This is a genomic window from Nocardia sp. NPDC050412, from assembly GCF_044458825.1.
Classification (GTDB): Bacteria; Actinomycetota; Actinomycetes; order Mycobacteriales; family Mycobacteriaceae; genus Nocardia.
Genome location: NZ_JBITIJ010000001.1, coordinates 120,727 through 134,348 on the forward strand (window position 1 = coordinate 120,727; position 13,622 = coordinate 134,348).

Annotated in this window: 14 protein-coding genes; 11 read left to right on the forward strand and 3 right to left on the reverse strand. The window is 63.8% G+C overall.

Going from position 1 to position 13,622, the window contains the following annotated elements; translation table 11 throughout:
• Nucleotides 1–24: 24 nt before the first annotated feature.
• The 5 genes from ACIBI6_RS00500 (at nt 25) to ACIBI6_RS00520 (ending at nt 5,537) form a co-directional block, all read left to right on the forward strand.
• Complete coding sequence (locus ACIBI6_RS00500; RefSeq protein WP_364359978.1) at nt 25–1,206, forward strand: helix-turn-helix domain-containing protein; 1,182 nt, start codon at nt 25–27, stop codon at nt 1,204–1,206.
• Nucleotides 1,207–1,544: 338 nt separating this feature from the next.
• Entirely contained in the window at nt 1,545–2,153 is a 609-nt protein-coding gene (locus tag ACIBI6_RS00505; RefSeq protein ID WP_396954882.1) for a TetR/AcrR family transcriptional regulator, read from the forward strand.
• Between the two features lie 313 nt (nt 2,154–2,466).
• Nucleotides 2,467–3,342: an SDR family NAD(P)-dependent oxidoreductase gene (locus ACIBI6_RS00510; RefSeq protein WP_364359969.1), complete on the forward strand. Its 876-nt coding sequence runs from the start codon at nt 2,467–2,469 to the stop codon at nt 3,340–3,342.
• Nucleotides 3,332–4,810 carry an amidase gene (locus ACIBI6_RS00515; RefSeq protein WP_364359966.1) on the forward strand — a complete coding sequence of 493 codons (1,479 nt, stop codon included), beginning with the start codon at nt 3,332–3,334 and terminating at the stop codon, nt 4,808–4,810. The genes ACIBI6_RS00510 and ACIBI6_RS00515 overlap by 11 nt, the downstream gene beginning before the upstream one ends.
• A gap of 70 nt (nt 4,811–4,880) precedes the next feature.
• Entirely contained in the window at nt 4,881–5,537 is a 657-nt protein-coding gene (locus ACIBI6_RS00520) for a winged helix-turn-helix transcriptional regulator (protein ID WP_396954883.1), read from the forward strand.
• A gap of 49 nt (nt 5,538–5,586) precedes the next feature.
• Here ACIBI6_RS00520 and ACIBI6_RS00525 read toward each other — a convergent pair whose 3' ends face one another.
• Nucleotides 5,587–6,294 carry an SDR family oxidoreductase gene (locus tag ACIBI6_RS00525; RefSeq protein WP_364360235.1) on the reverse strand — a complete coding sequence of 236 codons (708 nt, stop codon included), beginning with the start codon at nt 6,292–6,294 and terminating at the stop codon, nt 5,587–5,589.
• Nucleotides 6,295–6,536: 242 nt separating this feature from the next.
• Between ACIBI6_RS00525 and ACIBI6_RS00530 the strand changes: the two genes are divergently transcribed.
• The 3 genes from ACIBI6_RS00530 to ACIBI6_RS00540 all read left to right on the forward strand — a co-directional run bounded on the left by ACIBI6_RS00530 (nt 6,537) and on the right by ACIBI6_RS00540 (nt 9,400).
• Nucleotides 6,537–7,628 (forward strand): alkene reductase, encoded by a 1,092-nt coding sequence (locus ACIBI6_RS00530; protein ID WP_396954884.1) that lies wholly within the window; start codon nt 6,537–6,539, stop codon nt 7,626–7,628.
• Between the two features lie 70 nt (nt 7,629–7,698).
• On the forward strand, nt 7,699–8,550 hold the full coding sequence (locus tag ACIBI6_RS00535; RefSeq protein ID WP_396954885.1) for an alpha/beta fold hydrolase: 852 nt from the start codon (nt 7,699–7,701) through the stop codon (nt 8,548–8,550).
• Nucleotides 8,551–8,743: 193 nt separating this feature from the next.
• Entirely contained in the window at nt 8,744–9,400 is a 657-nt protein-coding gene (locus ACIBI6_RS00540) for a winged helix-turn-helix transcriptional regulator (RefSeq protein WP_396954886.1), read from the forward strand.
• Here the strand turns inward: ACIBI6_RS00540 and ACIBI6_RS00545 are convergent.
• The gene (locus ACIBI6_RS00545; RefSeq protein WP_396954887.1) at nt 9,397–10,275 is read right to left on the reverse strand and encodes an alpha/beta fold hydrolase; all 879 of its coding nucleotides are present in this window, start codon (nt 10,273–10,275) and stop codon (nt 9,397–9,399) included. The genes ACIBI6_RS00540 and ACIBI6_RS00545 overlap by 4 nt on opposite strands.
• A 33-nt stretch (nt 10,276–10,308) precedes the next feature.
• On the reverse strand, nt 10,309–11,157 hold the full coding sequence (locus ACIBI6_RS00550; RefSeq protein ID WP_396954888.1) for an alpha/beta fold hydrolase: 849 nt from the start codon (nt 11,155–11,157) through the stop codon (nt 10,309–10,311).
• A gap of 92 nt (nt 11,158–11,249) precedes the next feature.
• On the opposite strand from ACIBI6_RS00550, the gene ACIBI6_RS00555 reads away from it, so the two are divergent.
• The 3 genes from ACIBI6_RS00555 to ACIBI6_RS00565 all read left to right on the forward strand — a co-directional run bounded on the left by ACIBI6_RS00555 (nt 11,250) and on the right by ACIBI6_RS00565 (nt 13,582).
• Nucleotides 11,250–11,855 (forward strand): TetR/AcrR family transcriptional regulator, encoded by a 606-nt coding sequence (locus ACIBI6_RS00555; protein ID WP_396954889.1) that lies wholly within the window; start codon nt 11,250–11,252, stop codon nt 11,853–11,855.
• A 197-nt stretch (nt 11,856–12,052) separates the two neighbouring features.
• Nucleotides 12,053–13,084, forward strand: coding sequence for a MauE/DoxX family redox-associated membrane protein (locus ACIBI6_RS00560; protein WP_364349603.1), 1,032 nt, complete (start codon nt 12,053–12,055; stop codon nt 13,082–13,084).
• A 162-nt stretch (nt 13,085–13,246) separates the two neighbouring features.
• A complete protein-coding gene (locus ACIBI6_RS00565) occupies nt 13,247–13,582 on the forward strand; it encodes a calmodulin (protein ID WP_364349606.1) in 336 nt (111 codons plus the stop codon).
• The last annotated feature ends 40 nt before the right edge of the window (nt 13,583–13,622 follow it).

Genomic DNA, 13,622 nt, shown 5'->3' on the forward strand with positions numbered 1-13,622 from the left:
ACTCCTGAGTGGTACGCTGCGCTGGTGGCCAGGCCGTTGCATTCGATCGCGGCCACCGAACTCGCGAGGCAATTGCTGGAATCGGTGGATTCGCTGGCCGACGAGCTCGCCGACCGGATCGTCGCATCCGAACGTTCGTACTTGGACTCCCGACTACTGACCCGTGCGCAACTGCGCGGGGCCTGCCTGGACAACCTGACCGCAATGCTCGGCTACCTCGCGGGCCGCGATCCGGTCCGTCTGGAATCCGCGCGTGCGGCAGGCAGATTGAAGGCCGAGCAGGGCTTGCCGATAGCCGCGATGCTGCACGCGTATCGGCTCGGTGGTCGGCTGATCTGGGAAGAGTTGCTGGTCCGCGCGGGCGGTGTCGCCGACGGCGAACTGCTGAAGATTCCGGCCGAGTTGTGGGCCATCGTCGACCGGTGCTCCGATGCCGCGGCCGAGACCTACCGTGAGACCGCAACCCTGCTCGCCCTGGCCGATATCGAGTCGCGAGCCCGGGTGATTCGGACCCTGTTCGACGACCATGCGGAGAATCCCGCCGTGGTATTGGACGCGGCGCGCACTCTCGGCCTACCGGAGACCGGGATATTCGTGGTAGTCGCCGCCGAAGCCGGTCCGACCCGGACGACGATGTCGGCCGCGATCACGAAGCTCAACGACCGAGGCATCGTCTCGATCTGGGATAGCTACGCCGATACCCAGAACGGGGTGATCTGCGCGCACTCGGCCACCGAAATCGACACTGCCATAGCCTTACTCGGTGAAGTGATCGAAGCTCGTGCCGGTGTCAGCCGCACATTCACCGGTCCCCAAGGCATCGCTGCCGGGCTCGACGAGGCGCGACTCGCACTGAAGTGCACACCGAGCGGCGCGACCGCGATTACCCGCTACGAAGCGGCCCCCTTGGCACTACTGCTGGTCCGGCTACCTGATGCGGCGCACAGTGCGGCCGCACAAATCCTCGGACCGGTCATACACCTGCCGGAGACGGAGCGGACGGCTTTGTTGCAGACCCTCAACGCGTGGTTCGAATGCAAAGGGTCGACCGTGGCTGCCGCGCAACAGATGCACTACCACCGCAATACCGTGCTCTACCGGCTGCGCAAGATTCGCGATCTCACCGGCCGCGACTGCGATGACCCGGCGCAAGCAGCCGAACTTTACGTTGCGCTGCAGGCGATCCGGCTGCTGCGCCCGATGTAATGCGCGGCGGCTGCCCGAGTTCTACTGCGCGCCGCATCGCGACGAACCGTTGCGAACACGAGAGCTTCATCCCAGGTCGCGTGTTTCTGGATGAGCCCTCGGATCTTGGCCGCGATGGACTCGCAAATTCCGAGCCCGGTGCATTTCGTGTAGTCGACGGTCACCTTCATGTGAATCACCTATCGGGGAGTGTGTAGTTCGTCAGCTCGCGAGGGCGCACGATGCCGTGCACGATCGCTACCATCGGCTCGTCGTTGGCGAGCCTAAAACGGACACGGTGTCATCACAAGCAGTCACTCATTTCTGGCTGAGTTGGGCGCCCGCGATAGCCTGTCTCGGTGGCCGTCCTCGACAAACGCACCCGCGACGATCCGCGTCGGCGTGCTACCGAACTCGCTTTCCTGAACGCCACCGAGGCGCTGCTCGAGGAGGGCGCTTCGTATGCGGATCTCAACGTCAGTCGCATCGCGGAACGTGCAGGCCGCACTCGGACGGCGTTCTACGCGCACTTCGAAGATCGTCGCGAGTTGTTGCTGGCCCTCGTCGAAAAGGGCGGCGACGAGGTGCTGGTAGCTATCGCACCGTTCCTGGCGGTCGATGGCCCTATCACGCGCGATCAGGTCATGACATCGGTGCAGGGCATACTCGCGACCTTCCATGAACGCGCCACCCTGTTGCGGGCCGTGATCGAGGCGGCCGGTTACGACGAGGGCATCGCCGCCTACTGGGACGGAATTCTCGGCCGGTTCGTCGATATCGCACGGGAGCGACTCCGGGCCGAGGGTTTCGGTGAGGCCGAAGCCGCGGCTACTGCCACCTCGCTGATCTGGATGACCGAGCGCATGTGCTATCAGCAGGCCGTCCGCGGCACAACGGGCCTTGACGACCCCTCGGCCATCGCCGGAATCACCGAGGTGTGGTGGAGCGTGCTGCGAACCGCACATTGACGGCGGGATGGCGGTGTGGCAATCGAGCCGCCATCACGTGTGCCGAGGAATAGCCAGTGTGCGTCGCGTCATGACGCGAGGAGTGTCGCGCGGTCAGAGAGTCACTATACATTTCGTATACTGGCCTGTAGCGTGCGTCACATGCAACCGTCATCGACGTATCGTCGTCATGCATCGCTCGCGGATCGAGTCCGGCTTTATGGTGCACTGCACCAGACCGTGGCCCGATACGGAAAATACTGCGCAGCAACATCTTTGGTTGCTCCCCTGGCGATGCTGTCCCCTTCGTCGCAACTCGTCGAGGAGTGGTGACATGACACGTTATTCGCTTTCCGACAAGGTCGTCCTGATTACCGGAGCCGGTCGCGGGTTGGGTGCGGCCACCGCCGCAGCCCTGGTTGGGCGTGGAGCGCGGGTGTTGCTGGCGGATATTGATCTGGCTGCAGCGCAACAAGTTGCGGCCACACTGCCCAGCGGGCAAGTGTTGGCGCTGAAATGCGATGTCACCCAACTCGATTCCGTTCAGGAAGCTGTGCGGCGAGCGCATGAGGTGTTCGGGCGTATCGACGTCGTGATCGCCAATGCCGGCGTTCTGGGGCGTGGTGCCACCTTCCGCGCACTGACACCGCGACAAGTGGGAAATGTTCTGTCGGTCAACGTCGATGGAGTTGTCAACACGGTGTCGGCCACGCTGGAATCGGTGATCGAGAACCGGGGACAGATCGTCCTGGTGAGTTCGGTATTCGCCTACATCAACGGCGCGGGCGCTATCCCTTACGCGATGAGCAAGGCCGCCGTCGAGCAACTGGGCCGGGGCCTCGGTGTCGAGTTGGCCAGGCATGGCGCGTCTGCCATGACGGCCTATTTCTCACTTATCCAGACCGACATGATCCGACAGGGCGTGGACGCGGATCCCCATGTACTCGCCCTGCTTGCCGCGATGCCCAAGTTCATCCTCAAACGAATTCAGCCGCAAACCGCGGCCGCCGCGATCGCCGACGGACTGGAACGTCGGCAACGCGCCATCACTATCCCTGGACGCTGGCGGCCAGTCGCAGCCCTTCGTGGTCTGGCCGGACCGATCGTCGACGGAAAACTTGCGCGCGATGTCACCGTGCAGCGAGCCCTTGCCCAACTCGAGAATCTTGCCGCTGTCGACGAACTCCCTCGGAGGAACCATGTCGGATGATCTTGCCTTCGCACCCGCCCACGAGCTACTGGCACATCTGCGCAGCGGTGAGGTTTCCAGTCGCGAACTCGTCGACCTCTACTTGCAGCGAATCGAGAAGCACGACCGTCGCCTGAACTCGGTGATCACGTTGGATGTCGAGCGTGCGCGCGCCGAGGCCGCCAAGGCGGACCAGGAGCGGGTCAGCGGCAATGAGTCGTTGGGACCGCTGCACGGATTGCCCATCACCGCGAAAGACAGTTACGAGACGGCAGGCATGAGGTCCGCGTGCGGTCGGCGCGACCTCGTCAACCATGTGCCGACCCGGGACGCGGAGCCGATTGCGCGGCTTCGCCGAGCCGGGGCAATCATCATGGGCAAGACGAATATGCCGCCCGGAAATCAGGACGTGCAGGCGGACAATCCTGTTTTCGGTCCGACGAACAATCCGTGGGACCTCTCACGCACATCGGGTGGTTCTGCTGGGGGAGGGGCGGTGGCGACCGCCGCCGGGCTCACCGCTTTCGACTTCGGCTCGGAAATCGGTGGCTCGACTCGGATCCCGTCGCATTTTGTCGGCTTGTACGGGCACAAAGCGACTTGGCGGTCGATCCCGCTGGTGGGCCACCTCCCACCAGGTCCTGGGACCGGCCGGTGGGCTGAGCCCGACCTTGCCTGCGCCGGCGCTCAGGTACGCGACGCACGTGACCTGATTCCCGTCCTGGAGGCGACCACCGGCGCGTTGGCGCGTGACGGCGGCTTTACGTATCGGCTTGCGGGCCCCCGAGCCACCACTCTGAGCGACTTCCGCGTCGCGGTCTGGTTCGACGATCCGGACTGCCCAATAGACTCCGAGGTCAACGCCGCCATGATCAACGCGATCGACGTCTTGGAGCAGGCGGGCGCGAAGGTCCAGATCCAGCCTGCCGCGCTGCCGGTCAGTATCGGCGAGTCGCATAGAGTCTTCGAGCCACTGGTGTACGGACAGTTGTCGGGCGATCGCACCGGCATCACCCCGGCCTCTGGTGCCGCGATGGCGGTGCGTATCGCGCAGAACCCACGAGGAGCGGCCACGCGCGCTTTTCGAGGCACGTTCCAGTCGCACTATGCCTGGATGCAGGCGGACGCCAAGCGTCAGGAAATACGGGAGGGGTGGTACGAGTTCTTCAGCGAGTTCGACATCGTGCTCATGCCGGTTACTCCCACAGCGGCACCTGTGCACCACAACAAGTTGATCGACCGGTTCGGTCGGCGATTCGAGGTCGACGGCAAGGCCCGCTCCTACTGGGACCAGGTCAAATGGTGTGCCATCGCCAATATCGCCGGAGCGCCTGCCACGACGATTCCCACTGGTCTCGGCAGATCCGGGCTGCCGGTGGGCCTGCAAGCGATGGGACCCGCCGGCGGCGATCTGACCACGATCGAGTTCGCGGCACTTTTGGGCGAGCGACTCGGCGGGTATCTCCGCCCTGATGGCTATGGTGCGTGACTGTGACGGCACCGGCCCAAGCGCCACGGCGGTGCCTGGCCGACTCCTGGCCGTCCCTACACTCAGTCATGTGGAGACGGGTCGCCTGTACGGACAAGGGTGTCCGCTCGCGAGCGCTTTGGACGTGCTCGGCGAACGATGGACCTTGCTGATCATTCGGGAGTTGCTCCTCGGACCCAAGCGCTTCAACGAACTCGGTGCGAAGCTGCCGGCCGCCGGACCGAACCGCCTGACGAGCCGGCTTCGTCGGCTCCAAGGGGTCGGCGTCGTGGCGAAGGCATCCAGCGGTGCCTACGCGTTGACGGAGTTCGGTGAGGGACTGCGGACGCCCGTCATCGGCTTCGGGCTCTGGGGACTCGGTCTGATGTCAGAGGGAATCGAGCCGGAAACGGCCCGACCCGACATGGTCGCGCTCTGTATGACGGGAGCGGTCTCCCCGAATCTGCTGTCTGGTCTGAATCTCGTGTGCGTTGTACACACTCCCGAGGTCTTCACGATGAGCGTTCGCGAGTCTGCGCTGTCGGTGGCGTCCGGGGAATCAGAGTCGGAGTCGCCGGTCAGGCTCCACTGTTCGTCCGCAACCTTCATCGCGTTGACCATGGGCGCGGTCACCTTGGCGGAGGCCCGCCGCGTCGGTGCGGCCCGCGTGCTGGGCAAGGGGACAGGTCTTCCGAAGTTGTTCACGGCATTCGCGGCCACCACCCGGGAGTTCACAGCGGCTCTGTGAGTGGATGAGCTTCAATGCTCATCCGCGACACACGCCGCGTCGGCGTCCCTCAGCTGCTCATCAGCTGCGCGACCCGTTCCTGCACGGGGTCGCTCAACCAGGTGCGTGCCTGGCGGCTGAGCTCGTCGGCCAGTACCTCCGCATCGCCGGACTCGATGCCATCGAGTACCTGGCGAACGACATCTGCGGGATCGGACTTCGGCGAATCCGAGAACTTGCCCATGTCGGTGTCGACGAGTCCCATGTAGACGCCCACCACCTGGACCCCGCGTGGGGCGAGTTCGGTGCGCATCGAGTCCGTGGCGCTCCACATCGCCGCCTTCGATACGCCATAGCTCGCGCCGATCGGAAGCCATGCGAGAACCGACGAGACGTTGACGATGGCGCCGGAACGCTCGGCGATTCGATCGGCGAATGCGGAGGCCAGCGCAAGTGGACCGAACAGGTTCGTCTCGAGCTCCGCGCGAAGCATGGCCGTGGACCGGTCGAGCACCGAGGCCCCGCGGGCGATACCGGCGTTGTTGATCAGAACGCTGACATCGGTTGCGGTCGCGGCCGCTTCGGCGATCGACATCGCATTCGTGACATCGAGCTGCAGCGGAACGATGCGTGGGTCCGCCACGTGGATTGTCTGTGGGTCGCGGGCGGCGGCGTAGACCCTCGCCACACCACGGCCGAGTAGTTGCTCGACGTACTCGCGGCCCATGCCGCGGTTGGCTCCGGTGACGAGCACCGTTTGATCCGCGAGCGAAGTCATGCTGTCCTCCTGGATTAAGTAAACCGTTCGGTGTACTTTAGTGAAGCTACCCGGATGGCGCGCCTTTCGCAATGGGCGTCCATGTCGCCGCTCGACTTACGTAAACGTCGCTAGGCATTGAAGTACCTGCCATCTGCGGCGTTGCTAAATCAGATACTAAAGACTATCGTTTTTTAAAGTGACAATCAGCTGCAGTGCTGTCGTCGTTCGTCATCCCAGCCCCTAATCAGGAGGATCACCGCATGTCTGTTGCTTTCAAACCGGTACGGATCGGACCTTGGGACCTGCCGCAGTCTTTCGTTATGGCGCCACTGACTCGTAGCCGCGCGGGGGAAGGCAACGTGCCCACGACGATGAACGCCGAGTACTACACCCAACGAGCCGAAGCCGGGCTCATCGTCACGGAGGGCACTGCACCCAGCGCCGTCGGCCAGGGCTACCCCACTGTGCCCGGGCTCTACACCGACGAACAGGTCGCCGGATGGCGCCTCGTCGCCGATGGCGTTCACGGCGCCGGCGGCACGATCGTGGCTCAGTTGATGCACGTCGGGCGGGTCGCTCATGCCGGCAACAAGGGCGGTGTCGACACGATCTCGTCCAGCGCTGTCCAAGCTCCAGGTCAGATGTTCACGCTGACCGGCATGGTCGATCATGATGTGCCCCGGGCAATCGAGGCCGGTGAAATCGCCGGAATCATCGCCGAGTTCGTCGAGGCCGCCCGCAACGCGATCCGTGCTGGTCTCGACGGCGTCGAGATCCACGGTGCGAACGGCTATCTGCTGCACCAGTTCCTCGATCCGACGGTCAACCTCCGTGACGACGAATTCGGCGGCACGCCGGCGAATCGGGCTCGGTTCGTCATCGACGTGGTCAGGGCAGTCGCCGAGGCGATCGGCGCTGACCGTGTCGGCCTGCGGCTCTCGCCCGGCCATCAGTTGAACGGCATCGGCGAGGTGCCTGGTGCCGACCTCGACCAGACCTATCAGACGGTCGTAGATGGGATCGCGCCGTTAGGTCTGGCGTATCTGAGCATTTTGGCCAGTCCGTTCGAGTCTCTCGAACCGCTCGTCCGCGACCTCCGCACGCGATTCGGCGGCTCGGTGCTGCTGAACCTCGGTGCCACACCGGTGGCGACGTCGCTGGAGACGGTCGAGGAGCTGCTGGACAAGGGCGTGGCTGACGCCGTTGTCGTCGGGCGTGCCTTCCTCGCCAATCCCGATCTCGTAGAGCGTTGGCGCACTGGCGCGGAGCTGAACGCGGTGGACTTCACCACCCTGTACGGCGGCGACTCGCGCGGGTACACCGACTATCCGAGTCTCGCGGAGATCGCCTGAGCCGCAAGATTTTTCATCCCGCAGCTGGCAGTCGCGCAACCGATCCCGCACCACACCCGAGGAGAACGATATGAGTACCTACACACCTGTCAACACCGCCGAGAACCTGCATGTCGATGCCGCGTCGGGTCGTTTCACCTACCGCCGCATGGGCCCGCGCGGCGGAGTTCCGCTCGTGCTCGTGCACCGCTTCCGTGCCACCGTCGACTGGTGGGATCCGGAGTTCCTCGACATCGTCGCCGCCGAGCGCGACGTCATCCTGTTCGACAACATCGGTATCGGATACACCGGCGGTGAAGCTCTCACCACCGTCGAGGGATTCACCGCGGGCACGATCGAATTCATCGAAGCGCTGGGGCTGACCGAGGTCGACCTTCTCGGGTGGTCCTTCGGTGGTGTCGTCGCGCAGGCGGTCACGCTCACCCGACCCGATCTCGTCCGCAAGTTGATCGTTGCGGGCAGTGGATCGGGCCTCGCCCCCAACATGCCGACGATGAGCGAGCGGGTCCTCGGAATCATGGCCAAGCCGGATGCCGACCTCGATGACATGTTGTACCTGTTCTATCCCGAAACCGAAGGGGCTCGGAAGCTGGGGCTCGAACACTTCGACAAGGTCTCGGACGTGATGCCGGCCGACGCCCCGGTAGTCAGCGAGGCGGCCGCGATGGGTCAGCTCCAAGCAATCGTCGCGGCGTTGGCGACTCCGTGGGAGCAGGTTGTCGCGGGGCTCGCGACCATCCGGCAACCTGTGCTCTACGCCAACGGTATGCACGACGTCATGATCCACGCCTTCGCGTCGTACTCCGCGGTTGAACACCTGCCGTCGGCCAAGTTGGTGCTGTACAGCGACGCCGGCCACGCATTCCTGTTCCAGCACCTCGAGGAGTTCACGGCAGAAGTCAAATCTTTCCTCGCGGACTGAGCTGCTATTCGGCGCTGTCTGTGAGTCGATCTGCGTGAACAACGTTTTCGTCAGCGTTCACGACATTCGACGAAACTCCCGATTCGTTTTCAGTCGGGAGCGGCGGCCAGGCTTCTTTGGGCATGGTGCGAACGTTCGATCGGCTGCCAGCAGCCATGACACATAAAAATGAAGTATTTACTATACTATGGTTATGCAACCTCGCACGTACGGCCAGAACTGCGGTCTTGCTCGTGCGCTCGACATCCTGGGTGATCGATGGACTCTTCTGATCCTGCGTGACCTGGGTATGGGGCCACGGAGATACAGGGACCTGGCCGAGGGACTGCCGGGCATCGGTACCAACCTGCTGGCCAGTCGTCTCAAAAGCCTCGAAGGGGCGGGCTTGATCGAGCGCACGGTGCTCGCGCCGCCGGCGCCGGTCGCGGCTTACGCCCTCACCAGCGTCGGCGAAGAGTTGCGGCCGGCGCTCGGTCAGCTCGCGGCATGGGGGTTCAGGCATGGTGCACCATTCGACGCCGCGGATATGACGCGCGCGGAATGGGTGGTCCAGGGGATATTGGCGCGTGCCGAGCCTGATGCCGTCGATCGGTTCGGCGGCGTCGTGCAGTTCAACGTCGGCGACGAGTCCGCGTGGATAGGGCCCTCGGCGGATGGAGTCATTTTGCGACCGGGAACGGCGCCGACGTTGCCCAAAGTCTGTCTGAATACCGATGTCTCGACACTTATCGCGCTGATGAACGATGAGATCAATGCAGCCGATGCCATAGAATCCGGCGCGATCACGGTCGAGGGCGACGACGAGCTGCAATCCTTTCTTCACGCCTACAGCCTGACGGGCTCCCGCTAGCTCGCCAGGAAATCGCGCAACGCGTCGATGGTCTGCTCGGGGGCTTCCTCCGGGAGGAAATGCCCGCAGTCCAAAGCGTGGCCGCGGAGGTCGTCGGCGTATCGACGCCATACCTCGAGCACGTCATAGTGAGTTCCGACAAAGCCGTGTGCGCCCCATAGGACCAGCAGTGCGCAGGTGATGCGACGGCTTGCCGCGGCGTCGACTTCGTCGTGTTCGAGATCGACGGAGGCCGCAGCGCGGTAGTCTTCGCAGCTCGCCCGGATCGCCTCCGGATCGCTGAAGCAGCGCACGTACTCCGATATCGCCTCTTCGTCGAATACCGCGCCCGGGCCGGACCATTGGTCGAGCTTTCGGCGCACGAAATACTCGGGCGCGCCGCCGATGAGAACTTCGGGCAGATCGGGTTCCTCGGCGAGGAAGAACCAGTGGTCGTAGACGGTTGCCAAGGCGCGGTCCACGTTCGCGAAAACATGTCGGGTGGGGGCGATGTCGAGGACCGCGGCTCTATCGACGTGTTCGGGGTGGTCGAGGCAGAGTCGATGGGCGACTCGGGCGCCGCGGTCGTGACCGACGATCGCGAAACGGTTGTGCCCCAAAGCTGTCATCAATCCGACCTGGTCCGCGGCCATAGCGCGTTTGCCGTACGACGAATGATCGGTTTCCGAGGCAGGCTTGCCGGAGTCGCCGTACCCACGTAGGTCGGATACGACGACGGTGTGCGACTGCGCCAACGCTGCTGCCACCTCACGCCACATCACATGGGTCTGGGGGTAGCCGTGCAGCAGCAGTACAGGTGGCCCCTCACCGCCCACACGTGCGTGAATGCGGACACCCTCGACATCGATGTCGTGGGTGGTGAATTCGGTGAACATACGGGCGATCTCCTACTTCGGCGCGCGCCGGTCTCAGGAAGCCAGGAATTCGAGTGCCTCTGCGACGAACCTGTCGTGGTATTGGAAGATGCCGCCGTGTCCGGCGTCGAGGTAGATGCGGAGCGTCGCGTTCGGCAGGCGTCGTTGTAGGTCGAAGGAGTTGCTGGTCGGGACCATTCGATCGTCGTCGCCGTTGGCTACGAGGATGGGGTGCTGAATACCGCCGAGGTCGGTTGGCTCTTGTGCGCCCCATGCGTGGATGGCTTTGAGTTGAGTGCGGAAGGCGCGCAGTGTGATCGCCTTGTCGCGGTCGACGCTGCGTTCCTTCAACCGGTTCACGAACGCGCGAGCCTCCGATTTGCCGTGCGCGGTTTTGGTGAAGAACAGATTCTCTTTCGGGTCCTTGAGGGTGGCTACTGCCTTGAATGTGTCGCGGTAGGTCACCGAGGTGACGTTGAGGATGCCCTCACCTCCCGCTGGGCCAGTGCCTGCGAGGATCAGCTTTCGCACCAGTTCGGGCTCTTCGCGAGCGATCACCTGCGCGACGAAGCCGCCCAGGGAGAATCCCAGAATGTCGACCTGATCGAAACCGAGTGCGTGAATGAAGGCGACAGCATCGCCTGCCATCGCCTCGACCGAGTCCGGTGTCGCGCCCTCGGATGCGCCGACCCCACGGTTGTCGAAGGTGATCACGCGATGCCTGGATGCGATGCCATCGACCACCCTGGGGTCCCAGTTGTCCAGATTCGCACCCAGATGATTCAAGAAGATCACCGGTACGCCGGTATCGGGCCCCAATACGCGGTACGCGAACCGCGTTGTACCGACCCGCACGGATTTCGACGGCGCATCTTTGTACAAGGTGCCGCTGGCACTAGTCATGACTTCCTCCTATTGTAAACCGATTAGTGTACTTTCAATGGTGACCCTACCCTCGATCGTCCAACTTGTAAACAGATCGGTATACTTGCTTCATGACTTCGCTCACCGATACTCAGGAACCAACCCGTCGGGGAGGGCGTGGCGCGCGTCAGCGCATCCTGAAGGCAGCTGCCGAACTGTTCTACACCGAGGGCATCAACACCACTGGTGTCGAACTGATCGCGACCAAAGCATCCGTGTCGAAAAGAACTCTCTACCAACACTTCCCAAGTAAGACCGCGTTGGTGGAAGAGTATCTGCGCATGCTCCGTCAAGCCGCGGGCAACCTAACCGATGAGCCGTCAGCGGACTCCGATTCGAACCCGCGTGCGCTGCTGCTCGCTTTATTCGACACCCCGGATGCCGCGGATACACCGATGCGCGGCTGCCCATTTCACAATGCGGCGGTTGAGGCAGCCGAGACCATGCCCGGTGTTCAAGACATCATCCACGCGCACAAGCGGCACTACATCGACGGACTCACCGAACTCGCCCGACGAGTCGGCGCCGCAGACCCAGAGCTGCTGGGCAACCAGCTCGCCGTCCTATACGAGGGGGCGGCCGCGCTATCCACCTCCCTCAACGATCCGGCACCCTGGACGCACGCCCGAGCAACAGCCGAGGCACTCATAAACCAAGCAACGCACGAATTCGCCTGACCAGCAAGCCGCCGACACCGAGCCCGCCACTGCTCTAAAGACAGGTCATCAGCGGTTTTCAGTATGCCGCCAGTGTCGAGACGTGCGCGCTCAGGTGGGACACAGCGCTTCTGACAAGAGTAGACCTTCGCAACACCTCGAATACTCTTCCGGCGATTCCGAATTCGAATAACCGCGGATGTGGGAGGGTGCGGCCCATGCTGATCGAATACGGGGTGTGGGTTACGCGGTTGGCGCTCGCCGTGGTGTTCGGGTTGTCGGCCTGGGGGAAGCTGGCCGATCGCGCCGGTACGCGGCAGGCGGTGGGGGAGTTCGAGGTGCCGGTGCGGTGGGTGCCCGCCGTGGCGTGGGGGCTGCCGGTCGTCGAGGCGGTATTGGCGGTCGGCGTCGTCCTGTCGTGGACGGCCGTCGCGGCGGCGGTCGGCGCGCTGCTCCTGCTGATGGTCTTCACGGTGGTCATGGTCGGCTTGTTGCGGCGCGGCAAGCGTCCCGCATGCTCATGCTTCGGCGCGGCGAGTACGACGCCGATCGGCGCGCGCAGCATCGTGCGCAACGGTGTGCTGATGATGCTCGCGGCGTTGGTCCTGTGGGGCGCGTTGGCCCGTCCCTCGGTGCCCGCCGGACTGGCTGCCGATGCCGCGACGGGGCTCGCATTCGGTGCGCTGCTGTGCGGGGTCCTCGGGTGGCTGGTCGCCCAGGTCGGCGCGCTGCGGCGTCGGCTGGACGAGCAGGCGCTCTCGACGCTGGGGGCCGAGGGTTTGCCGGTCGGCTCGGTCGCGCCGGAGTTCGAGTTGCTCGATGTCTCGGGTGCCCGCACGAACCTCGCGGATCTGCTCTCGGGTGGCCGGGCAGTGCTGCTGGTGTTTGTGCACCCGGGCTGTGAGATGTGCGCCGCGCTGGCCCGCGAGCTGCCGCGGTGGCGGGCGCGCACGGCCATGACCATGGTCGTCGTCGGAAACGGTGATGCCGATGAGCAGGCAGTTTGGGGTGTCGAACAAGGTCTGGGCGAGATCCCGTCGCTGGTGCAGCAGGGCAACGAGGCCGCGCTGCGATATCGCGTCCGCGGTACACCGTCGGCTGTGCTGATCGACGCTGAGGGCAGGGTCGCCGCGCCTGTCGCGCGGGGCGCTATCGCGATCCGTGAGTTGATCCTCGCCGGGAAATCGATCCGAGCCCAGCTTTCCTCTCGAAGCAACGGCCACCACGCCGCTAACCAGGGTCGGAATTGACCCTCAGCCAGGTTAGCTACGTCGAAAACCGGCTGCCAGTCGAAATTGTTTGTCGCACAGAGATTTTCGTATACAACAGTGCTCTCCCGTCGATACGATGCTGAGTGCATCGATGCAGAACCGCGCGCGACCCCCATCCACCACTTTTGGCAGGGAGATGTCATGGCGGACTTCGCATTCACCGATTATTCCGGCAAGGAATTCGTCATCCGGCTCAATAACGAACAGCGCATCGAGGAAGCGCGTCGGATCCTGTCTGGCGATGAGCAGATGTCGATCCATGTCATGGGACGCATCAGGAAGCAGGAGGTCGACTACAACCCGGGTTGGAGCTTCCACCTCGACCCGGACACGATCACCTTCTTCACCATGGCGATCGAGGTCTGTGACTCGTCAATCTCCTACCTCGAGGATCACCTGGACGAGGCTTGCGGTGCTTTCCTACCGGGTTGCTTCTGGTGTCCGTGGTCGTCCCGACTTACTCGAGAGATCCGCTGATCGCGACGCCGTAGCCGAGACCCCGGTCGAGTGCTTTCGG

What these genes read in the sequence shown, in the direction of transcription:
- ACIBI6_RS00545 (WP_396954887.1), bottom strand. Translation starts at nt 10,275, where the DNA reads ATGTTCACCGAATTCACCACCCACGACATCGATGTCGAGGGTGTCCGC.
- ACIBI6_RS00540 (WP_396954886.1), top strand. Translation starts at nt 8,744, where the DNA reads ATGCAACCTCGCACGTACGGCCAGAACTGCGGTCTTGCTCGTGCGCTC.
- ACIBI6_RS00555 (WP_396954889.1), top strand. Translation starts at nt 11,250, where the DNA reads ATGACTTCGCTCACCGATACTCAGGAACCAACCCGTCGGGGAGGGCGT.
- ACIBI6_RS00525 (WP_364360235.1), bottom strand. Translation starts at nt 6,294, where the DNA reads ATGACTTCGCTCGCGGATCAAACGGTGCTCGTCACCGGAGCCAACCGC.
- ACIBI6_RS00515 (WP_364359966.1), top strand. Translation starts at nt 3,332, where the DNA reads ATGTCGGATGATCTTGCCTTCGCACCCGCCCACGAGCTACTGGCACAT.
- ACIBI6_RS00560 (WP_364349603.1), top strand. Translation starts at nt 12,053, where the DNA reads ATGCTGATCGAATACGGGGTGTGGGTTACGCGGTTGGCGCTCGCCGTG.
- ACIBI6_RS00565 (WP_364349606.1), top strand. Translation starts at nt 13,247, where the DNA reads ATGGCGGACTTCGCATTCACCGATTATTCCGGCAAGGAATTCGTCATC.
- ACIBI6_RS00510 (WP_364359969.1), top strand. Translation starts at nt 2,467, where the DNA reads ATGACACGTTATTCGCTTTCCGACAAGGTCGTCCTGATTACCGGAGCC.
- ACIBI6_RS00530 (WP_396954884.1), top strand. Translation starts at nt 6,537, where the DNA reads ATGTCTGTTGCTTTCAAACCGGTACGGATCGGACCTTGGGACCTGCCG.
- ACIBI6_RS00535 (WP_396954885.1), top strand. Translation starts at nt 7,699, where the DNA reads ATGAGTACCTACACACCTGTCAACACCGCCGAGAACCTGCATGTCGAT.
- ACIBI6_RS00550 (WP_396954888.1), bottom strand. Translation starts at nt 11,157, where the DNA reads ATGACTAGTGCCAGCGGCACCTTGTACAAAGATGCGCCGTCGAAATCC.